We start from the raw sequence: 21,648 nt of genomic DNA on the forward strand, positions 1-21,648 counted from the left end.
GAATAGGTAGCGAAAGACGCCCCCAAAGCGTCCCGGACCACTGACAGAATCGCCAATTTGGAGGAGAAACCATGGGCATTGTAAATCTTGAAAACATCACGGATGTCGTGATCGCCAGCCTTGGAAAGTCCGGTGATATCACCGAACGTCAACGCGAAATCATGACCTCGCTCATCAAGCACTTGCACGGGTTCTGCAAAGACGTGAACCTGCAACATGGCGAATTCCTGGAAGGCTGCGAATATCTCAAGCGCGCGGGCCAGACCTGTGACGAGAACCGGCAGGAATTCATCCTGCTTGGCGACATCGTCGGTGTTGAGGTTCTGGTCGACATGCTCTCGAACCCCGTTGAAGGCACCGAAAGCGAATCCACCGTTCTCGGCCCGTTCTACCGTGAAAATCCGCCGGTTCTGCCTAAGGGTGGTTCGACCATCCAGAAACATTATGACAATGAGGAAACCGCCTATTACGAAGGCTATATCCGCGATGCCGATGGCAATGGCGTTGCGAATGTGACGCTTGACGTCTGGGAAGATGCGCCAAACGGCATCTACGAAAACCTCGACCCCGATCAGCCCGAATACAACCTGCGCGGCCGCCTTGAGACTGATGAAAACGGGCATTACGCCTTTGTGGCGGTGCGCCCCGTGCCCTACCCGATCCCGGACAATGAAACCGCTGGTGAATTGCTGCGCTTCATGGGGCATCACCCCTATCGGCCCGGGCATATGCATTTCATCATCTCGAAAGAGGGCTACCGTCCGCTGATCAGCCAGATCTATGACGCCGACAGCAAATGGTTGGACAATGACAGCGTTTTCGCGGTCAAAGACAGCCTGATCGGCAAGTTCAAGCCCGCCCCCAAGGAGCTTGGCACCGATCTGCACTTCGAGTTCGATTTCGTTCTCAAGGCAGAGGACAAAGCCCAATCTGTTGCGGCCGAGTAAGACTTCCAACCTCCCTGTAGACTGGCCCCCGTGTTGCGGGGGCCTTTTTTTATTTAAAGTGCTGAACTACTGTTCATCTCGCATATGTTGATTTGACGCTGGAGGGGAGGCCGCGATGAATTTCAAGCAAATGACCTATTTCATCGCGGTGGCCGAAGAATTGCACTTTGGGCGCGCGGCGGAACGGCTTGACATGGCGCAGCCGCCGCTGAGCCGCCAGATAAAACAGATCGAGGAAGACCTGGGCGCGATCCTTTTCAATCGTGGCCGCAGCGCGATTAGTCTGACACAGGCCGGTGAGAAGCTGCTTGAAAGAAGCAAATCCATCATCGCCCAGCTTGACGATACAAAGCTGGAAATTCGACGGATCGGTCAGGGAGCCGAGGGTCGGCTTCGGATCGGGTTTGTCGGCTCTTCGACCTATGGCATTTTTCCCAATATCATAAAATCGTTTCGCGCCGCCTACCCTTCGGTCAATATGAACCTGATCCCGATGAACAATGCCCAGCTTCACAGGCAACTCGTCTCTCGGATGATTGATGTCGCCTTTGCAAGGCCTGCACTGAGCGACCCGGAATTTGCGGTGAAGAAGCTTCTCGAAGAAGATCTTATCCTTGCCTTGCCCGACACATTGGATACGGGATCGCGCAGGATTGCGGACCTGCGCAGGCTGGCGACGCACAACCTGATCCTCTATCCTGAATACCCTCGGCCCAGCTATGCCGACCTGGTGCTAAAAGCCTGCCAGGACGCCGGTTTCGAAGTCCCTATGCGCATTTTCACCATGGACCTGCACACCGCGCTTAGCCTCGTCGCAATCGGTGAAGGGGTTTGTATCGTCCCGGCCTCTGTGGGATCGGCCCCGCGTAACGGGATCAAGTTCCTGAAGATCGAGCCTGAGATCGCGCGCACTGCCCTGTCCATCAATTACCGTCTGGATGAACAGGGCGTGCATGTTCAGAATTTTGTCAAGATCGCACAAAGTGTCGCACGAAAGCTGATCTGAGAGGGCTCAGACACCCAGCCACTTATGCTGGGCGTCTTCATCTGCGCGGATGTCCTGTGCGCTGCCTGTCCAGACCACCTGCCCTTTGCTGACGACGACAACATCGTCGGCCAGCGATGTGGCAAAGCCGAAATTCTGCTCGACAAGCACCATCGACAACCCTTCGGCCTTGAGCTCCTGAAGCTTGTCATGAATGAGCTTGACGATGATTGGCGCAAGCCCTTCGGTCGGCTCGTCAAGAATAAGCAGGCGTGGATTCATCAACAAAGCCCGCGCGATCGCAAGCATCTGCTGCTCGCCCCCCGAAAGCTGTGCTCCGCCATTGTCGAGGCGCTCTCCGAGGCGGGGAAAGAGATCTAGGACGCGCTCGAACGTCCAGTCCGCGCCGTCTCCGCCAAAGCGTTTTGCGGCGATTTCAAGGTTCTCGCGCACAGAGAGCGATGGAAAAATATCGCGTGTCTCGGGCACATAGGCGATGCCCGCCTTGGCGACATCAAACGACCGTTTGGCAATCGGCTTGCCTTCAAACCGTATCTCGCCAGAGCGGGTTGGCAACAGGCCCATAATCGTCTTGAGGGTGGTGGATTTTCCAGCTCCATTTCGCCCAAGAACGGCAAGAACCCTGCCTTTTTGGGCGCAAAGGCTCATGCCGTACAGGACCTGCGTTTCGCCATATCCGGAATTGATTGCGTTCAGTTCAAGCATCTTCCCAGCTCCCCAGATAAATCTCTTTCAAAAGGCTCGACCCGCGCGCCTCTTGCGGCAATCCGTCAAACACCACCTCGCCGTAGTTGAGCACCGTGATCGTATCGGCCACGTCAAAGGCCAGATCCATATCGTGCTCGATGATCAGAAGCGTCAGGTCACGCGGCAGATTGTTCAGCAGGTCGTGAAACCCCTTCGCCATCTCGGGGCCGACGCCGCTTGTCGGCTCGTCCATCAACAAGACCAGCGGACGGGTCGCAAGCGCGACGCCCACCTCAAGCTGCCGACGCACACCATAGCTGATCTCAGACACATTGGCGTGCAGGAAGGGCATCAGGTTGACCTGATTGGCAACGTCCTGAACGATCTCGCGCACTTCGGGTTTCGCCAGACTGTCACTCCACAGCGTCGTCGCATGTCCGGTGTGGATCGACGCCGCCAGACCGAGGTTTTCCTCGACCGTCAGGCCATCGAACAGCGTGTTCTTCTGATAGCTGCGCGATAGACCCCGGCGCGCCCGTTTTGCGACTGCAAGCGCGGTAACATCCTCGCCCGCCAGATGAACCGAGCCTTTGTCAGAGGCAAGTTCACCGACCAACTGGTTGAAAAGCGTTGTTTTTCCGGCACCGTTAGGCCCAAGAATGACCCGCCGTTCACCGCGTTCCAGTTTGAGCGAGACATCACGCGTGACGTGCACAGCCCCAAAACTCTTGTCCAGATTTCTTGTCTCAAGCATCGCTGGCAACCTCCTCGGTTTTTTGATTGCGCGTGGCATCTGCGGCACGGCGGTCGATCCGGGCACCCCATCGGTCTTCGAGCCAGCCAAAGATACCGTTCGCGCGGCTCATCACCACTGCGATCAAGATACAGCCCACAACAAGGTGCCAATAGGTCGTGACCGCGCTCAACTCGTGTTTGAGCATGACAAAGGCCACAGCCCCCACCAGCGGGCCAATCAAGGTTCCCACGCCGCCAAGGATGACAACCACAAGCGCCTCGCCTGAAACGGTCCAGCTAAGAAGACCGGGTGAAATATACATGATGTGCTGGGCCGCCAAGACACCGGCCAACCCGGCGATCATTCCCGAAAGTCCGAAAACATCCGCCTTGACCCGCCAGACCGTAAGACCAAGCGCGCGCATGCGCTGTTCGTTGTGCATCACACCACTCAGCGAACGCCCAAGACCCGAGCGCAGGATTAGAACCGCCGTGCCATAGACCGCCGCAAGGATCGCGAGGCAGAAAAACGCAAAGCTGCGGCTGTCATTGAGATCAATCCCGACAAAGGACAGATCAAGCCGCGATATTCCGCCAAGCCCGTCATCGCCACCGAAAATCGGGGCCTCGAAGACATAGGAATAGGCCATCTGCCCAAAGGCGAGCGTTGCCATGATGAAGTAGATGCCATGGCTGCGGGCGCAGATCGCCCCGATAACCCAGGCCGCGACCCCGGTGACTGCAATCGCCCCGGCCATCGCAACCGGAGGCGCAATCCCCGCTATGGTCGAAAGCATCACATAAGCGTAGGCGCCGACGCCCATCAGCGCCCCGTGACAGAGCGAAACCATGCCGCCAAAGCCTGCCACCATGTCAAGCGCCAGAACCAGCACTGCGAGTATGAAAATTTCAGTCAGTATCTCAAGCCCGAAATACTCGGCCGTGAAGACCCTGAACAGGGCCACGGATGCCAGCAGCACCAGCGTGGCATAGCGAAGCGGTGTATGACGAAACATCGACTTATCCTTTCGCGGGAAACAGGCCCACAGGCTTGATCACGAGGACCGCAGCCAGCAGGGCATAGATGAGAACCGACGCGAGTTGCGGCGCCAGCACGGCGCCAAACGTCTGAACAAAGCCGTAGATCAATGACCCGGCAATCGCGCCTTTCAGGGATCCAAGGCCGCCAATCACGATGACGATCAAGGTCGGGATCAGGATTTGCAGCCCCATTTCAGGGGTCACGCTCAAAAGCGGTGCGGCAACCGCCCCGGCAAGACCGGCCAAAGCACAACCGACACAGAAAACGATAAAGAACAAGCGCTCGACATTGATCCCGAGGCAAGCCGCCATGGCATCATTGTCCACACCCGCACGGATCATCGCGCCAATCTGCGTCCGGCTCAGAACCAGCGAGAGGGCAGCTAAAATAGCTGTTCCGAGAACGATGATGAACAAGCGGTATGTCGGGTATTCGACACCAAGAAAGGCAAGGCGACCCGAGAGGATGCCGGGCACCTCGATCGCCAGGGCTAGGTCGCCCCAAAAGATGCGGGTGAGATCCAACAGCGCGAAGATAAGGCCAAAGGTCACCAGAACCTGCGCCATCGGCCCGGATTTGCGCATCCGCTGAATAAGCCCGGTATAAAGCAGCACACCAACCCCGGCGACAGCGACGGGAGCAAGGAAAAAGCCCATCCAGTAGCCGCCCACCGCCGCCAGCGACGCCGCGAAATAAGCGCCAAGCGCATAGAGCGCACCATGGGCGAGATTCACGAAATGCATCAGGCCGAAGATGACCGTCAGGCCGACGGATAGAAGAAATAGAAGCATCGACAGCTGCAGCGCATTGAGGGTCTGAAGCGTCCAGAAGCCAAGATCGATTGTCATTTTGGGACCTCCTCCCGAGAGTTTGCCCGGCGGCATTTTGCAGCCGGGCGCAGTTTTTTTGCTGTGATTTAGTTGGAGACCGGCGCCGCCATCTCGCAGCCATTGACCGGATCGGCCTCGGCTGGAAGCTGTGCGAGCACCTTCTGGGTCAGACCACCTTCACCGGCAACGGTTTCATACACATAGATCGGCTGAACGATGTTGTTGGTCGCGGGGTCGATGGAAAGCTGACCACGCGGGCCTTCAAAGCTCACCTGACGCAGCGCATTGGCAAGTGACGCCCGATCGGTGGCGCCCGCCTTTGTTGCCTCGATCAGAGCGCGCGCCGCATCATACCCCTGCACGGCGAATTCCGACGGCATGCGGTCTGTCTTGGCTTTGAACGCTTCGACAAAGGCTGCATTTGCAGGGCTGTCGATCGTGGGCACATAGTGCAGCGCCGTGATCACACCTTCGGCTGCGGGGCCTTCGGCATTCACGTAAAGCGGCGATGTCAGGAAGCCCGAGCCATAAAGCGGCAGCTCTGCCTTGAGACCGAAGCTGTCATACTGCTTGACGAAGGAAATCGCCTCGCCACCCGCGTAGAACACGTAGACGGCATCCGCGCCGCTGGATTTTGCCTGCGTCAGATAGGGCCCGAAATCCTGGGTCTTCTGGAACGGGGTAAAGTCCTGGCCGACGATCTCGCCACCTGCGGCGGTAAAGGTCGCCGCAAAGCCTTCAATCATCTGGCGACCCGCCGCATAGTCGGGTGCAAGCGTATAGATTTTGCGGATGCCCTGATCGTACATCCATTGCCCCATCGGACGGTTTACCTGACCGTTGGAAAACGACATGCGCGTGATGAAGGGCGAGCAGGACTCGCCTGTTGCGCCGTCATTTCCGGCATTGGCCACGATCAGCGGCACGCCCGCACCATGTACCATGTCGCGCACGGCGCCGAGCACGCCAGAGCTGACAACCCCGACCATCACGTCAACCTTGTCCTGAAGGATCAGCTTTTTGGCCTTGCCGAGGGCAACCGGCGGTTTGACCTCGGTGTCTTCGTTGACGATGTCAAAGGTTGCATCGGTTTCGCCGCCGAATTGCTCCAGTCCCAGAGCAAATCCAGCCTCGATCTCATTTCCCAATGATGCATAAACACCCGAGAATGGCAGAAGCAGCCCGACTTTGATATCTTCAGCGGCTGCAGGCATAGCAAGGCCAGTGGCAAGCCCGAGGGCCGTCAGAATAGAACGTTTCATTTTATATCCTCCAGTTGAGTTTCAGACCCCTCCTCAGGGCCTATCCAAGATCGCCCCCACCAACCGGCACCGTAACGCCAGTGATGTAGGAGGCATCATCCGACGCCAGAAACAGGATCGGACCTGCCTGTTCGTCGAGTGTTCCGTATCGTTTCATGAACGACGACTGGATCGTCTGATCGACGATGGTCTGGTACCAGTCTTCGCGTTGTTCCTCGGCCGCGTTGGCATTGCGCGGCACCACACGGGGCGGTGCCTCAGTGCCGCCGGGCGCGGTGGCCACGACACGGATACCGCGTTCCGCCACTTCCCAGGCAAGGCTTGCAGTAAGGGCATTCACCCCGCCCTTGGCCGCCGCATAGGGTACGCGGTTGAGCCCACGTGACGCGATTGACGAGACATTGACGATGACGCCACTGCCCTGCGGCAACATGATCTCGATCGCGGCGCGACAACAATAAAGCGTCGGGAAGAGCGAGCGGCGCACCTCGGCATCAATCTGTTCGGGCTCGTAATGCTCGAACGGTTTGGCCCAGATCGTGCCGCCAACGTTGTTCACAAGAATGTCGATCCGCCCCCAGAGGTCCACGGCTTTGGCCATCGCCGCAGCGCAGCCTGTCCATGTCTCAAGATCGGCGGATATCGCTTCGACACTGCCACCTGCGGCGCGGATATGCGTAACGACCTCGTCGCGTGCGGGCGAACGATCCACGATCAAGACGCGCGCGCCCTCGGCTGCCGCGCGCTCGGCGACGCGGCGGCCGATGCCTTGCGCGGCTCCGGTGACGACCATGACCTTATTGTCGAAACGGCGGCTCATGTGGCAACGCCCTCTGCTTCGGTCGGGTTGAATTTTTCAAAGTAGAAATTGGCGGGCTCGACACCCAGCTTGCCGAAATGCGTACGCACCGCATCGACCATCGGCGGCGGACCACAGAGGTAGACATCGCAATCGCCTCCATTAAGGTCTTCCGCAGTCACGTGATCGGTCACGAAGCCCTTGCGCTCATGGGTATCTTCCTCGGCGGCCAGCACCGTAATGACGGTGACGTTGCCGATTTTCCCGGCCAATGCGTTGACGCGGTCCAGCTCGACCAGATCGGCGGCGTTTGTCACGGCATAAAAGAGTGTGATCGGCTGATCCGTCCCCTGCTCTGCGACCTGTTCCAGCATGGACAGGAAAGGCGCAAGCCCGGTGCCACCGGCAAGCCAGAGCTGCGCGCGCTCCATCGGGCGCAGATAGAACGCCCCCATCGGCCCAGTCAGCGTCACGCTGTCGCCAGTCTTGGCGCCCTCGCCCAGATAAGAGCTCATCACGCCGCCCGGAATATTGCGCACGAGGAAGGTCGCGATGTCGGCGCCGGGCGCAGAAGAGAACGAATAGGACCGGTGCTTTTGTGTGCCCGGAACCGTGACATTCACATACTGCCCTGGCAAAAAGCCGATGGGCTTGGCGGGTTTCACACGCAAGCTGAAGGAGGTCTCGGACAGTCGGTCAACGCCCAGAACCTCGGCCTGCACCGCCTCGGGCGCCGTCTTGCAGACCGCTGACGAGGCCGGGACGCGCAGAACGCAGTCACTTTCCGGGATCATCTGGCAGGTGAGGACGTAGCCCTGTTCGGCCTCTTCGTCGCTCATCGACTCGTCCATGTAGAATTCAAGCTCGTACTCGCCTTTTTCGGCGAAGCATTTGCAGGTGCCGCAGACGCCATCACGGCAATCCATGGGCAAGTTGATCTTTTGGCGAAAGGCAGCGTCTGTCACCTTCTCGTCGTCTTCGCACTCGATGACGCGCGTAACGCCGTCTTCGAAATTCAAGGCAATGTTGTAATGGGTCATAGCGTGCTCCTCCCTTGTCCACGCACCCTCGCAAGGGATGCGTGGTCGTTCAATGTGATCGATGTGAACCGGATCAGATGTGGTAGACGTCAATCACGTGATGAATCTTGTCGTTTTTCAGTACGACTTTCTTATTCGTGATCAGAGGCTTTGGACCGGTCGCATCTATGGTGTAAAACGACGTTCCCCAATGCTGGTCCGTTGTCCCGTAGCGGTAGGTCAGCGTAATCCAGTTGAAGCGCAGCTTGATCTCCCCGCCCTCTTGGCTCAGAACTTCGATGTTGCTGAGGTTGTGCATCGTGCGCGGCTCGGGCAGCGAGGTTGACGATGATCGGTCAGTCTGGATCCGAAAGACACGATCCTCAATCCCCGATTTGTCGGGGTAAAAGATCAGCGACATCTCGTTTTGCGGATCCTCGGTAAGCTGATCCTCATCATCCCAGGCGGGCATCCAGAACGGGCAGTCAGCATGATAAAAGCTCAGCCAAGTGTCCCATTGACGGTCGTCAAGCGCGCGTGTCTCGGCAAACAGGAATGCCTGAATTTCGTCAAAACCAAGAGCTGTGTCGGCACGGTTAATTGTATCGGTTGTCATGGTTCTATCTCCTCATTCTGCCGCAACGGATGCATCAGGTGCATCTTCGCGTTCCTTGGCGATGGCTGCCGCCATGCGTTCTGTCCACTGCGTGTGCTGAATAACAAACAGGCCCTCGTCTTCGGTCCGCGCCCCCGACAGGATCGGGTTGATACCAAGTTCCTTGGCATCCTCATCCGGCCCTTCAATCCACTGGGTCGCACCCCGGCTCAGGTCGTTCCATTTGGCATGAGCGCCACCCGCATAGCCCCGCTGCGTCGCGCGGAATTCTTCTGTGTCATCCGGCGTCGCCATGCCGGAGGCGTTGAAAAAGTCTTCATACTGGCGAATGCGCAGCGAGCGCGATGCCTGGTCTTCGCCTTTCGGCGCGATGCAGTAGATCGTAACTTCGGTCTTATCGACGCTGATCGGGCGGAACACGCGGATCTGGCTGCTGAACTGGTCCATCAGGAAGACGTTCGGGTAGATGCACAGGTTGCGCAACACGCCGACCATCCATTCGGCCTTGGTCTTGCCGTAGGTCTTGGTCCACTCTTCAAGGCGCGCATAGTTCGGGCGGGTGCTCGGATCGGCCCAGGTTGTCCAGAGCAGCAGGTGACCATTCTCATAGGAATGAAAGCCGCCCTTCTGCTTTGACCATTTCGACGCATCGGTCGCTTTGATCTTGTCTTCCTTGCCGTCCACTGTGCGGTGTGAGGTGGTGGCGACATAGTTCCAATGCACGGCAGAGACGTGATAGCCGTCCGCGCCGTTCTCGGCCTGAAGCTTCCAGTTACCGTCATAGGTGTAGGTTGATGATCCGCGCAGGACTTCCATGCCCTCCTCGGATTGATCAACGATCATGTCGATCATCTTACACGCCTCGCCAAGATATTCCTCCAGCGGTTGCACATCCGCATTGAGCGAGCCGAACAGGAAGCCGCGATAGTTCTGAAAGCGGGCGACCTTGGTCAGGTCGTGACTGCCGTCCTGATTGAACTGCTCGGGATAGCCGCCGCCCTTGGGGTCTTTTACCTTGAGAAGCTTGCCGGTGTTCGAGAAGGTCCAGCCGTGGAAAGGGCAAGTAAATGTCTTCTGGTTGCGCCGCTTGAAACGGCAGAGCATTGCGCCGCGGTGTGAACAGGCGTTGACCAGTGCATGCAGCTCGCCATCCTTGTCGCGGGTGATCACGACAGGCGTCCGGCCCATGTGAAGCGAAAAATAATCGCCAGGATTCGGGATCTGGCTTTCATGCGCCATATAGATCCAGTTGCCCTCGAAAATATGCTTCATCTCGAGCTCAAACAGTTCCTCATCGGTGAACATGTCGCGGCGCGCGCGGAAGATGCCTTTTTCCGGATCATCCTGCACTATACCGTCAAGACGGCTTTCGAGTTCATCCAGATTAGATTGCGTGAACATGGGTCTTCTCCTCCTTAGGGGCCAATGCAGGGTTTCGGCATTGGCAAATTGCTTTGCCCGTGGGTTATTCCCCAGCGGCAGACTTCAGTATCCGGCTACCGCCGCGGCGGTAGAATTCAATCTTGTCAGGGTCCAGTGTGACACCGATCCCGTTGCCTTGCGGAACCTCAACGCAGAAGTCGCGATAGACGATCGGTTCGGCCAGTATCTCGTCGGTCAAAAGCAGCGGGCCAAAAAGCTCTGTTCCCCAGTGCAGCGTTTCAACCGTCGAAAAGAGCTGAAGTGCGGCCGCCGTGCTGAGACCGGTCTCAAGCATTGTGCCCGCATAAAGTCCAAGCCCTGCAGCCTGACCGACGGAGATCACTTCAGACGCCCGTTTCAGGCCACCCGATTGGGCAATCTTCACGGCGAACACATCAGCGGCACGGTGCGTGGCAACGGCCAAAGCGTCTTCAGGTCCGTTCAGTGCTTCATCTGCCATGACCGCAATTTCATAAGAACTGGTCAATTCGGCCATTGCATCCAGATATCGGGCCGGAACCGGTTGTTCGACCAATTCGCATCCGACCTCCTGCAGGCCCTTCAATCCCCAACGCGCGTCTTGCAGTGACCATGCCGTATTTACGTCCACACGGATGCTCGCCGCGTCACCGACCGCTTCTTTAATGCGAGCCACATGCGCCACGTCATCACGCACCGCACGCTTGCCAATTTTGAGCTTGAAAATATTGTGGCGGCGCGTCTCGATCATTTCCAGCGCTTCGGCGATATCGGTCTCTGAATTTCCTGATGCCAGTGTCCAGGCGACCGGCATCTTGGTCGTCACGGCACCGCCGAACAACTGCGAGACTGGCACCCCAAGGCGCTTGCCCAGGCCATCCCAAAGGGCAATTTCCACCGCTGTTTTCGCAATACGGTTACCGCGAACCAACTTGTCCAAAAGCTGGAGGGCACCATTTACGTCGTCGGCATCCCAATCGGCCAGCGCGGGCGCGATATAGGTATCAATTGCGGACTGAATGCTTTCGGGACTTTCCGGGCCATATGCCAGCCCACCAATTGTTGTCCCTTCACCAATCCCCTCGGAGCCATCGGAAAACTTGATGCGCACAAGGACTGCTGCTTGTGACCGCATTGTCGCCATAGACAACACATGCCCCCGGATAGTTGGGATGTCGAGGATCATGGTCTCGATTTGGTCGATCTTTGTCACGTCAATCACCGCATTTGTTTGATTTTGTTAAGATGCAGATTGCGCGTTAAAGTGGCTCTGTGTCGATGACGGTTGGGGTCTCGGGTGATACCCTTATTGGCACCACCTCGCGTTTCTCGAACCGACCGACAACGCTGAAATGAAATCAAGCGCCGCACTTCGCGACGCCTGAACATAATGTGTCTTAGATCTGATCCGGTTTGTTGCACCACTCAGAAATCCACCTCGATAGCGATGCCTTTTTTAACCGCCAGGTCAACCACGACAGCGGCGACCGCCAGGTCCTGAAGGCCAACACCGGTGCCATCGAATAACGTCAATTCCGCATCCGCCGTTCGGCCCGGATCGGTGCCGTTGATGACCTCACCCAACTGCGCGATGTCACTTTCCGCCAGCAAGCCTTGCGTCACAGCATGCTGGGCCTCGCCGATGGTGACGGATTGCGCCACCTCATCGGTGTACACCTTGGCCCGCGCAACCAGAGCGGCCTCGACCTCCTGCTTGCCCTTGGTATCAGTGCCCATGCAGGCAATATGCGTGCCATCCGAGACGTGATCCGCCATAAGCGAAGGAGAGAATGCCGAGGTGATCGAAATAATCACGTCCGCTTCGGCCATGCCGGGCAAGTCGACCGGCTCGAAAGGAAGTCCTGCCTCGGTCGCAACCTTTTCGATATTGGGCAGCATCTCGGGGTGAAAATTCCAACCAATCACCTTTTCGAAAGCCCTTTGTTCCAGCGCCGCGCGCAGCTGGAACGTCGCCTGATGGCCCGCGCCGATCATTCCGATCACCTTGGCATCGGCACGCGCCAGATACTTGATAGAGACTGAGGATGCCGCAGCGGTTCGCAGCGCGGTCAGAAGGTTGCCACCGATCATTGCCACTGGTTTTCCCGTATCGGGATCAAAAAGGAAAACCGTGGACTGGTGATTGATCAACCCGTGTTTCTCCAGGTTGTTCGGCCAATAGCCCCCAGCTTTGAGTCCGAGCGTGAAACCGGCGCGGTCAAACCCGCCCTTGAAGCCATAAAGAGCATCCTTATGACCGATCGCCTCGCGCACGACAGGAAAGTTGTAGGCATCGCCCGACGACATCGCAGCAAATACATCTTCGACGGCTTCAAAGGCTGCTTTGCTGGTTATCAAGCCCGCAATTTCCCTTTCAGGTACGATCAGCATGATTTGGTCTCCTCAAAATATAGGCGGGCCGACATGACCGGCCCGCCTTGTGACAAGCATGATCAGTAAGCGCGGCCGCGCGCGGAAACGGGCCAGACACATTCGACCTTGCCGTTCCGCACGCCGACATACCAATCATGTACGTTGGCTGTCGGATCGCAGTGGCCGGGCACAAGCTTCAGCTTGTCGTTGACCTTCAGAACGCCCTGGGGATCCGAGATCACGCCATGCTCGTCCGAGCATTTAATGTATTCCACATCATCGCGCCCATAAATGAAAGGCAGCCCGCTATCGACCGACTGCGCTTTGAGCCCTGCATCGCAGATCGCCTTGTCGGCCTTGGCGTGGCTCATCACGCTGGTCAAAATGAAGAAGGCATTTTCCCATTCGCCCGCATCGATGCGCTTGCCATCCTTGTCAAGGATACGGCCATAATCGGCATCCATGAAGGCGTAGGATCCACACTGCAACTCGTTGTAGATGCCCGAATTCGACTCGAAATAATACGAGCCGGTGCCGCCGCCGGAGACCAACTCCGTTTCGATGCCTTCAGCCTTCAGGGCATCGACTGCGTCTTTTACCTGCGCCACGGCGCCATCGATCTTGGCCTTGCGGGCCTCAAAGCTGTCTATATGCTGCATCGCGCCCTGATAGGCTTGGATGCCCTTGTACGTCAGGTTGTCAGCCACTTTTACGGCCCGTGCAATCTCGACAACCGCGGGGGTCGTGGTCACGCCGCAACGCCCCGCGCCACAATCGATCTCAATGAAGACGCCCAGGTTCGTCCCATGCTTTTTCGCAGCCGCAGACAGGTCGGAGACGTTGGCGACATCGTCAACACAGACGATGACCTCGCCGCCGCTCATCTGCGGGAGTTGCGCAAGCCGTTCGATCTTGGCAAGGTCCCGAACTTGATTGGAAACGAGGATCTCCTTGACGCCAGCGCGCGCGAAAACCTCCGCCTCGGACACCTTCTGACAGCAGACACCAACCGCGCCGCCAACTTCCAGTTGCAGTTTCAGAACATCGACGGACTTGTGCATCTTGCCATGGGCGCGGTGCCGCATGCCGTGTGCCTTGGCGTAATCACCCATCTTCTTGATGTTGCGCTCTAGCGCATCGAGATCCAGTACCAGCGCGGGGGTCTGGATATCCGCTGCGTCCATGCCGGGTTTGGCGGGAATGTCAAAGCCTACCTCATATGTGTCGAAATCAATCAAGTCTTTCATGGGAAGTCTCCTTATGAGCCCAGCATCCAGGGCAATTTGTCCAGATCGACGTTGCCGCCGGTGATGATGACGCCTACGCGTTTGCCGCGAAATGCGTCCGGTTGTTTCAGAATGGTGGCGAGAGGGACCGCACTTGAGGGTTCCATGACCACGCGCAGGTGCTTCCAGATCAGTTTCATTGCATCGATGATCTCTTGGTCGGAGGCCGTGTAGATTTCGGTCACGTGGTTCGACACGAAATGCCAGGTCAGGTCCTTGAGTGGCACCAGAAGCCCGTCGGCAATAGTCTTGGGAGCATCGTCTGCGATGATATACCCGGCCTTAAAACTGCGATAGGCGTCGTCCGCCTGCTCGGGCTCTGCCGCAATCACCTTGGTTTCAGGAGCAAACTTCGAGAGCGTCAGGCAGGTCCCCGAAATCATGCCGCCACCACCGATCGGGGCTACGACCATATCCAGCCCGCCGGTCTGTTCCATGAACTCCTTTGAACAGGTCCCCTGCCCGGCGATCACGCGCGGATCGTTGTAAGGGTGCACGAAATCGCCGCCTGTCTCGGCCTGCACCTTGGCAAAGGTCGCCTCGCGCGAGGTGGTGGACGGCTCACATTCGGTGATCTTGCCGCCATATCGGCGCACCGTGTCTTTCTTGGCCTGCGGGGCGGTGCGCGGCATGACCACATTACAAGGGATACCGCGCAGCATGGCCGCGTAGCTCAGGCAAGAGGCATGGTTGCCCGAGGAATGCGTCGCCACGCCCTTCTTCGCCTGACCCTCGTTCAACCCGAACACAGCGTTGGCCGCGCCGCGAACCTTGAAAGCCCCGGGCTCCTGAAAGTTTTCGCATTTGAAGAACAGCTGACAGCCTGCCAACTCGTTCAAATAGTCAGACGTCCGAACAGGTGTGCAGCGGATGTGCGGGGCAATCCGAACGTGTGCGTCAAGCATGTCGTCGTATGTAGGAATATACATCACACAGCCCTCTGCGCTTTCAACGGTGACGAGGTGGAGAAGGTTACACCCTTGAGCGTATTGATGATGCGCGAACCCGCGATCTTTTCAGCGACTATCTCGGCGGTCACGGCCGATAGCGTCCAACCAAGATGGCCGTGCCCGGTGTTGTAGAAAACGCGATCGCGCGCGCCTTGCCCCACCTTCGGCATCATGTTTGGCATCATCGGGCGCAGTCCTGCCCAAGGGACTGAATGCTCGGTGCTGACACCGGGAAAGAACCGTTCACACCATTTCACCAGCGGGCGAATTCGGTCATCGCGGATGTCGAGGTTGTAGCCATTGAACTCTGCCGTACCCGCGATCCGGAAGCGATCCTTGCCCAAGCGGCTTGTGACGACCTTGGCTTCGTCATCCAGCAGGCTGATCCAGGGCGCGGCGCTCTGGCTTTCCTCATCATCGAGGCGCACGGTGATCGAATAGCCCTTGACCGGGTAGACATTCACGCGGTCGCCCAGCAGCGCGGCAAGGGAACGGCTTTCAACGCCCGCGCAAACGACTATGGCGTCAAAGATCTCGGTTTGGCTTTCGTTATTCCGGCTCCAAGTCAGGCGCACTTCATTCTTGTCAACCTGGAGTGCGTCGACATCGGTGCCAAAACGAAGCACTGCACCGCCTGCCTCGATGGATTTGGCAAGGCCGGTGGTGTAACGGTGGATGTCACCGGTAAAGTCGCTTTCGGTATAGTAACCACCATAGAAATCTCCGCTTATCGCGGGTTCAATCTGGCGCACCTCTTCGGGGGCGACCGCGCGGCGCTCCAGCCCGCCTTCAGCCAGCAGATTGTTCACCTCGGTGGCGTGATTGAACTCGGCCTTGTTGGTGTAAATGTGCAGAATACCGCGGTTCTCACAGTCGAAATCAAATCCGTGGCGTTCCGCCTTTTCAGTCAGCAACCCGCGCGCAGCGATCGCCATGCGGGTCGTCTCAACCGTATTGGCGCGGTATTGCGGGATCGCGGCGACAAATTCGGCCATCCAGCTGTACTTGTGCCAGCTCGGCTTGGGGTTCACCAAAAGCGGCGCGCCCCGTATCATCATCCACTTCATGCCCTTGAAAACCGTGGCCCACCGGTTCCAGGTTTCGGCATTCGAGGCGGAGAGTTGCCCGCCATTGGCAAACGAGGTCTGCATTGCCGCGTAACGGTTGCGATCGAATAAAGTTACGTCATAGCCCCGATCCATAAGGCTTGACGCGGTGGTGACGCCGGTAATTCCGGCGCCGATAACGGCAATTCTGGTCATGGTATCCTCCCGCGACCCAAGGTTTCGTCCTGCCGGATGGCAGGTCCAATCCCCTCTGTCGCGAGGCACGTAGCTGACTGCGGCAGTTGCCATCGCCAGTTTCGTGACGTGCGCGCAATGATGCACGCACCACACTTCAGATCGCCGCGCTGATTGCAGTCCTTTTGCCTGAGAGGTTCCGGGGGGTTGCTCCTTCGGCGTCGGCCACGGCCGATCTCTCCTGCCTCAGCTTGCTAGGCTATCGCATAGCTTTAGAGCAATTTCCATCTCACTGCAAGACTATTTTTCAGAAAGACCAGTTTGCTTTCAGGCATTCTGTAGCGTTGATCGATATTCTTCGGAAGTGACCCAATTGCCAAGGCGCTCCAGAATTTCGTTGAATATATGTAGTTCCTGCGCGGAAAGCGGATCCGTAAGGATGACCTCCAACCTGTCTGAAAGCTGGCGCGCCACCTTACGAACCTCAGCGCCCTTCTCCGTCGTACTAAGCAAGAAGACGCGCGCGTCCTCACTTGAGTTCTCCCGCTTGATCAAACCATTTCCAAGCAGGCTCTGGATGATGCGCGACGTCAAACTTCGCTCAAAACCGGTTATTTTCGAGATTTCCGCGAAGGTTGTCCCCGGATTGTCATCTACCAGACGCAAAACTCTCAGCTCTCTGATCCGACAGCCTGTTTCACGAAGGAAAATCTCGTCGTTCGCAGTGATCGCCTCCTGAGCCACAATACTGAGCTTGTATGTAAGGCGTTCGTTGCTAAAGGTCTTGTTCGTCTGCATCATATGTCCCTTTGCTTGATCCTGGCACTGGAAAAGTATCACGCCTCACCCTGCCTTCCGAAAAAACCCTCTTATATTGAAACTATCTTGCATGACAAATACCTTTGTGCAATATTCTCAACATAAGACTACTTGGAGGGATGGCGATGTTCAAACACTGGTATGAGAGCCAACGAGACACCTCGGCTGAATGGCTGCAACACCTCCATCGCAATCCAGAGGTTGGCTTTGAGGAAGTCCTCACATCAGCCTTTGTTGCTGATCGGCTTACAGAGCTTGGCTATGACGTGGCCACGGGCATTGGCGGAACCGGCGTTGTCGCAACACTGCACGGAGCAGGCACCGGTGCGACAGAATCCGAGCGGTGTATCGGATTTCGCGCTGAGCTTGATGCGCTTCCGATGGCAGAAAAGTCCAAGGTCGCATATGCATCCAGAAATGCAGGGCGATTTCATGGCTGCGGCCACGATGGTCATGCAACCACGGCCCTGACTGCCGCTGCCTATCTGGCACAGCATCGGGATTTCGACGGCGCGGTGCGCTTTATCTTTCAGCCCGCCGAGGAGTTGCTGAGCGGGGCACGCGCGATGATCGCAGACAAACTGTTCGAGCGTTTCCCCTGCGATGAAATCTATGCGCTGCACAATCTGCCCGGCCTTCCGGTTGGCCATGTGGGCGTGCCTGCAACTGCGGCTCTGTCATCTGCGGACAACATTGACATCACGATCCGCGCAACCGGAGCGCACGGGTCAATGCCGCATACCGGCGAGGATGCCATCACCGCGGGGGCCAGTTTGATCACTTCAGTGCAGCAAGCGGCCACCCGAGTCGCGGATGCACGGAATGCAGGAGTGATCTCTTTCGGCCTGTTTTCCGGCGGGACCGTCCGGAATGTCCTGCCCGACGAGGTTCTCATCGAAGGCACCATGCGCACCAACGCAGTCGAGGTGCGCGACCGCCTGGCACAACTCCTTGAGGATGCGGCCAAAGCAACCGAATTGCTGTTTGGCGTGCAAATCGAAATTGACGTGACCAAGGTTGCCCCCGTGACGATGAACGATCCTGCCACGGTCGCTGCGGTCGTTTCCGCGGCGTGCCAAACGGTTGGTGCCGACAAGGTGATCGAAAACGCGCGGAGCATCATGGCGTCCGAGGATTTTTCAGAACTCGCGACGCGGGTGCCCGGGGCATATTTCTTTATCGGCCAAGACGGGAGAACACCGCACCATCCGGAATATGTCTTCGATCCGGACATCATTCCGATTGGGGCCGAAATCTTCGTAAATCTGGCAAAAGCCCGCACGAGCAAGACCCTCAACGCACAATAACCAACCTGATCAAAACACGTTCAATCCAAGGGAGAAGCCATATGTTTGATAAAATATCCAAAATGGTAAAAGGCGCGGCTGCTGCCACTGCAATACTTGCAGTCACACCGCAGGTCGCCAGCGCCGAGATGCTCACCATGTCATCATGGGTTCCGCCGACCCACTTCATACACACTGATTTCCTCGTGCCGTTCACCGAAAAGGTAGCAGAAGTCACCGAAGGTCGTGTGACCGTGATGATCCTGCCAGCCCCGCTCGCAAGCCCGCCGCAGCACTGGGAACTCGCCCGCACTGGCGTGGCAGACATCACATGGGGCAATTTCACCTATGAACCGGAACGCTTCACCTCGATGTGGTTCGCTGAATTCCCCAACGCTGGCACCAAAGCCGAATCGCAAAGCCGCGCGCTTTGGCGGACATACGAAAAATTCCTTGCGGACAATGGTGTGTTTGACGGGGTGAAGATGCTTGCAGTTGGCATGTTCGGTGGCGGTCAGCTACATCACGCTTCAAACTCCATCACCACACCTGCTGATGTCCAAAACCAGAAATTCCGCATGGGCGGTCCGATTCAGGAACAGCTTATTTCTGCGCTCGGTGCCGTTCCGGTGGCCGCACCCGCAACAAAAGCCTACGAGATGCTCGAAAGCGGCGTCATCGACGGCTCGTTGCACACGATGGAATCGGTTGTAAACTTCAGGCTGGAAGACAGCCTGAAGCATCATACAATCTTTCCGAATGGTTTCTATGATGCGGCTTTCTTTGTCATCATGAACGGCGCAAAGTGGGACGGCCTCCGCGATGAGGACAAGACAGCCATCAGTGCAATTATCGGCGAAACGCTTTCGGCTGAATGGGGTAAGAACTTCGACGCCCAAAGCCCGGCTGCGACCGAAAAGCTGGCCGCTGCAGGACATGAGATTGTTGATGCCTCACCAGAGCTGATCGCAGCGGTGAATACTATCAACGATCAGATGGTTGCGAACTGGATCATTGCGGCCAAGGCGGCGGGTGTGACAGACCCCGAGGCTATGCGAGCGTTTTACAACGACACATACAACGCGCTCGCTGCCGAATAAGCCAAATTACCGAAAATCAAAGCGAGGGACGACACGACCGCCCCTCGCCCACACGGGAGGAGACTGGATCATGCAGACGATCGTATGGAAAATCCGCTGGTTGACCGAGACGTTAATGGCACTGTTCTTGTTGTCGATGGTGGCACTTACATTCGCCGACGTCATTGGGCGGCGGCTATTGAACAAACCGATCTATGGATCGAATGACATTACCGAGCATCTGATGGCGCTTGTCATCTTCGCAGGTCTGCCTCTTGTCACCGTCGCAGGCGCACATCTGACAATCGATCTGCTGGACAAGTTCGTCAAAGGCCCATCGATGGCATGGTGGCGTGCGCTTACGACCGTGCTGGTCACTTTGGTTCTAGCACTCATTGCCTGGCTCTTTGTCAAACACGGCCTGAATGCCTCTCGGATTTCCGAGGTCAGTCAGGCGCTCCGGGTGCCGCGCGCACCGCTATATTTTTTCATGGCCCTGAGTTGCGCATTATCAGCTCTGGCCGCCCTCGTTATCGGCATTAGCGGCCCGATGGTCGACCCGACCGATACCCACGAAGAGGAAGCGCTATGATTGTTGGATCCTTCGCTATGGCGGCAGCGATTGTTCTCGCCTTCCTCCGCGTTCCGCTCGCCTTTGCACTCTTGGCTGTCTCGATCGTCGGCATCGGTTTTGCAATCAACTGGAACATTGCATTTCAGCTTTTGCCGCTGACTATTTCCGATGCGGTTCTGTCCTACGACCTTGCCGTCGTGCCGATGTTTATTCTCATGGGCAATGTCATTTCAAAGACCGGAATCGCACAGGATCTATTCCGGGCGGCTTACGCCTTTGTCGGAAATGTGCGCGGTGGCTTGGCGCTATCTACCATGGTTGCCTGCTCCGGCTTCTCCGCCGTCTGCGGGTCCAGTTATGCCACTGCCGCGACAATGGCCAAGGTCGCATACCCAAGCATGAAGAAATACAAATATTCCGATGAGTTGGCAGCAGGCACCATTGCCGCAGGTGGAACTCTAGGTATCCTGATTCCGCCATCGATCATCATGGTCGTCTACGGCATCCTGACCCAGACGAATATCGGGGATCTGTTTATCGCAGGGGTCGTACCCGGACTTTTGGGGCTTGCGATGTACATGCTTGCAATCCGTTTCATTGCCGCGCGCGATCCCGCCCAAGCCCCCAAAGGCGAATACACGCCCTGGAGCGAAAAGCTGAGTGCCCTGTCCGGCGTCTGGCCGTTTCTCCTGCTTTTCGGCCTGATCATAGGCGGGCTTTACGCCAAGCTTTTCACGCCAACCGAGGCAGCAGGCATGGGTGCTGGCCTCGCCGTCATAATCGCGACGCTACACGGTCGCCTCAGCCTTTCGGTCCTGCGCAAGATCATCATCGACACCGCTTATACGTCAATTTCGCTTTATACCGTGTTGTTCGGCGCACTGATGCTGTCCAAGCTGCTTACTCTGTCCGGCCTAGCCGCCGGGGTTCTCGCCCTTGTCCAATCGACCGGGCTGGAAGGTATCGCGCTGATCATGGTGATCATGCTGGTGTTCCTCGTACTGGGCTGCGTGATGGATTCCATGGCGATCATCCTGATCTTCGTCCCCCTCTTCGCCCCAATCGTGGTGGCTCAGGGGTTCGATCTGGTTTGGTTCGGTATCATCGTTATCGTCGTCACCGAAATCGCGCTCATCACTCCACCGGTTGGGATGAATGTCTTCGTGCTCAAAGCCGTGCTGCCGGATGTGCCTGTGGTTCGTATTTTCAGGGGTCTCGTTCCGTTCATCGCAGTTGATGTCGTGCGGCTTGCCTTTCTGGTCGCGTTCCCCGGGATTACGCTATGGTTGGGCAGCACGGTGGGTTAGAATCCAGACGCGGTACGAAATGATCGGAGTTGGGACGGTTTCGCTGTTTTTCGACACCAACTCCGAATCACACCGAAAATCTACGAAAGAACTGTGCAAACCGCTGGACGCGTCGAAACTGGTTCAATCGACTCTGCATTTCAGGATTTCCCGTTCCAAAGACGCCAAACAGCCCTGTCCGCCGTGAAATCTTACGAATGGCCATCTTGTGCCTCAAGCGCCTTCGTCAAAAAACGCGGATGAAACCCATGTCGATAACACGTTGGCGTCAGACAAGTGCCACCCCATCTGCGCACGAAAAGTGAGCCCGACCCTTATGCCAGGCCAAGACCACGCCACGTGACAAGAGCGGCGGCGCGCTACATTCGAGAATATTTGAAAGCGCGCTG

General features: G+C 57.3%; 21 protein-coding genes and 1 riboswitch. Of the genes, 6 read left to right on the top strand and 15 right to left on the bottom strand.

Going from position 1 to position 21,648, the window contains the following annotated elements; genetic code table 11:
• The first annotated feature begins 71 nt into the window (after window positions 1–71).
• Together ROG8370_RS01335 and ROG8370_RS01340 are read left to right on the top strand one after the other, a co-directional pair.
• Window positions 72–947, top strand: coding sequence for a dioxygenase family protein (locus ROG8370_RS01335; protein WP_085825300.1), 876 nt, complete (start codon window positions 72–74; stop codon window positions 945–947).
• Between the two features lie 115 nt (window positions 948–1,062).
• Window positions 1,063–1,953, top strand: a complete 891-nt coding sequence (locus ROG8370_RS01340; protein WP_085825301.1) for a LysR family transcriptional regulator — start codon at window positions 1,063–1,065, stop codon at window positions 1,951–1,953.
• 6 nt (window positions 1,954–1,959) lie between these two features.
• On the opposite strand, the gene ROG8370_RS01345 is transcribed toward ROG8370_RS01340, so the two are convergent.
• The 15 genes from ROG8370_RS01345 to ROG8370_RS01415 form a co-directional block, all read right to left on the bottom strand.
• A complete protein-coding gene (locus ROG8370_RS01345; protein ID WP_085825302.1) occupies window positions 1,960–2,658 on the bottom strand; it encodes an ABC transporter ATP-binding protein in 699 nt (232 codons plus the stop codon).
• A complete protein-coding gene (locus ROG8370_RS01350) occupies window positions 2,651–3,394 on the bottom strand; it encodes an ABC transporter ATP-binding protein (protein WP_073196197.1) in 744 nt (247 codons plus the stop codon). Before ROG8370_RS01350 ends, ROG8370_RS01345 begins: the two co-directional genes overlap by 8 nt.
• On the bottom strand, window positions 3,387–4,391 hold the full coding sequence (locus ROG8370_RS01355; protein ID WP_085825303.1) for a branched-chain amino acid ABC transporter permease: 1,005 nt from the start codon (window positions 4,389–4,391) through the stop codon (window positions 3,387–3,389). The genes ROG8370_RS01350 and ROG8370_RS01355 overlap by 8 nt, the downstream gene beginning before the upstream one ends.
• 4 nt (window positions 4,392–4,395) lie before the next feature.
• Entirely contained in the window at window positions 4,396–5,265 is an 870-nt protein-coding gene (locus tag ROG8370_RS01360) for a branched-chain amino acid ABC transporter permease (protein ID WP_085825304.1), read from the bottom strand.
• A 68-nt stretch (window positions 5,266–5,333) separates the two neighbouring features.
• Entirely contained in the window at window positions 5,334–6,509 is a 1,176-nt protein-coding gene (locus ROG8370_RS01365; RefSeq protein WP_085825305.1) for an ABC transporter substrate-binding protein, read from the bottom strand.
• Between the two features lie 40 nt (window positions 6,510–6,549).
• Window positions 6,550–7,329 carry a benzoate diol dehydrogenase BenD gene (gene benD / locus ROG8370_RS01370; RefSeq protein ID WP_085825306.1) on the bottom strand — a complete coding sequence of 260 codons (780 nt, stop codon included), beginning with the start codon at window positions 7,327–7,329 and terminating at the stop codon, window positions 6,550–6,552.
• Window positions 7,326–8,348, bottom strand: a complete 1,023-nt coding sequence (gene benC / locus ROG8370_RS01375) for a benzoate 1,2-dioxygenase electron transfer component BenC (protein WP_085825307.1) — start codon at window positions 8,346–8,348, stop codon at window positions 7,326–7,328. The genes benD and benC overlap by 4 nt, the downstream gene beginning before the upstream one ends.
• A 73-nt stretch (window positions 8,349–8,421) precedes the next feature.
• Entirely contained in the window at window positions 8,422–8,943 is a 522-nt protein-coding gene (gene benB / locus ROG8370_RS01380) for a benzoate 1,2-dioxygenase small subunit (protein ID WP_085825308.1), read from the bottom strand.
• A gap of 12 nt (window positions 8,944–8,955) precedes the next feature.
• Complete coding sequence (gene benA / locus ROG8370_RS01385) at window positions 8,956–10,344, bottom strand: benzoate 1,2-dioxygenase large subunit (RefSeq protein WP_085825309.1); 1,389 nt, start codon at window positions 10,342–10,344, stop codon at window positions 8,956–8,958.
• Window positions 10,345–10,408: 64 nt separating this feature from the next.
• Window positions 10,409–11,557: a muconate/chloromuconate family cycloisomerase gene (locus tag ROG8370_RS01390; RefSeq protein WP_085825449.1), complete on the bottom strand. Its 1,149-nt coding sequence runs from the start codon at window positions 11,555–11,557 to the stop codon at window positions 10,409–10,411.
• A gap of 212 nt (window positions 11,558–11,769) precedes the next feature.
• Window positions 11,770–12,735, bottom strand: a complete 966-nt coding sequence (gene bhcD / locus ROG8370_RS01395) for an iminosuccinate reductase BhcD (RefSeq protein WP_085825310.1) — start codon at window positions 12,733–12,735, stop codon at window positions 11,770–11,772.
• A 62-nt stretch (window positions 12,736–12,797) separates the two neighbouring features.
• Window positions 12,798–13,964 (bottom strand): 3-hydroxy-D-aspartate aldolase BhcC, encoded by a 1,167-nt coding sequence (gene bhcC, locus ROG8370_RS01400; RefSeq protein WP_085825311.1) that lies wholly within the window; start codon window positions 13,962–13,964, stop codon window positions 12,798–12,800.
• Between the two features lie 11 nt (window positions 13,965–13,975).
• Window positions 13,976–14,932 carry a beta-hydroxyaspartate dehydratase BhcB gene (bhcB, locus tag ROG8370_RS01405; protein ID WP_085825312.1) on the bottom strand — a complete coding sequence of 319 codons (957 nt, stop codon included), beginning with the start codon at window positions 14,930–14,932 and terminating at the stop codon, window positions 13,976–13,978.
• Entirely contained in the window at window positions 14,932–16,215 is a 1,284-nt protein-coding gene (locus ROG8370_RS01410) for a D-amino acid dehydrogenase (protein ID WP_085825313.1), read from the bottom strand. The genes bhcB and ROG8370_RS01410 overlap by 1 nt, the downstream gene beginning before the upstream one ends.
• 146 nt (window positions 16,216–16,361) lie before the next feature.
• A riboswitch (glycine riboswitch) is annotated at window positions 16,362–16,448 on the bottom strand.
• Window positions 16,449–16,521: 73 nt separating this feature from the next.
• Window positions 16,522–16,992, bottom strand: a complete 471-nt coding sequence (locus ROG8370_RS01415) for a MarR family winged helix-turn-helix transcriptional regulator (RefSeq protein WP_170925153.1) — start codon at window positions 16,990–16,992, stop codon at window positions 16,522–16,524.
• A gap of 146 nt (window positions 16,993–17,138) precedes the next feature.
• On the opposite strand from ROG8370_RS01415, the gene ROG8370_RS01420 reads away from it, so the two are divergent.
• The 4 genes from ROG8370_RS01420 to ROG8370_RS01435 all read left to right on the top strand — a co-directional run bounded on the left by ROG8370_RS01420 (window position 17,139) and on the right by ROG8370_RS01435 (window position 21,259).
• Window positions 17,139–18,320 (top strand): amidohydrolase, encoded by a 1,182-nt coding sequence (locus ROG8370_RS01420; protein WP_170925154.1) that lies wholly within the window; start codon window positions 17,139–17,141, stop codon window positions 18,318–18,320.
• Window positions 18,321–18,361: 41 nt separating this feature from the next.
• A complete protein-coding gene (locus ROG8370_RS01425) occupies window positions 18,362–19,399 on the top strand; it encodes a TRAP transporter substrate-binding protein (protein WP_085825316.1) in 1,038 nt (345 codons plus the stop codon).
• Window positions 19,400–19,469: 70 nt separating this feature from the next.
• Complete coding sequence (locus tag ROG8370_RS01430; protein WP_085825317.1) at window positions 19,470–19,970, top strand: TRAP transporter small permease; 501 nt, start codon at window positions 19,470–19,472, stop codon at window positions 19,968–19,970.
• Entirely contained in the window at window positions 19,967–21,259 is a 1,293-nt protein-coding gene (locus ROG8370_RS01435; RefSeq protein ID WP_085825318.1) for a TRAP transporter large permease, read from the top strand. Before ROG8370_RS01430 ends, ROG8370_RS01435 begins: the two co-directional genes overlap by 4 nt.
• The last annotated feature ends 389 nt before the right edge of the window (window positions 21,260–21,648 follow it).

This window comes from Roseovarius gaetbuli (assembly GCF_900172365.1).
Lineage (GTDB): Bacteria > Pseudomonadota > Alphaproteobacteria > Rhodobacterales > Rhodobacteraceae > Roseovarius > Roseovarius gaetbuli.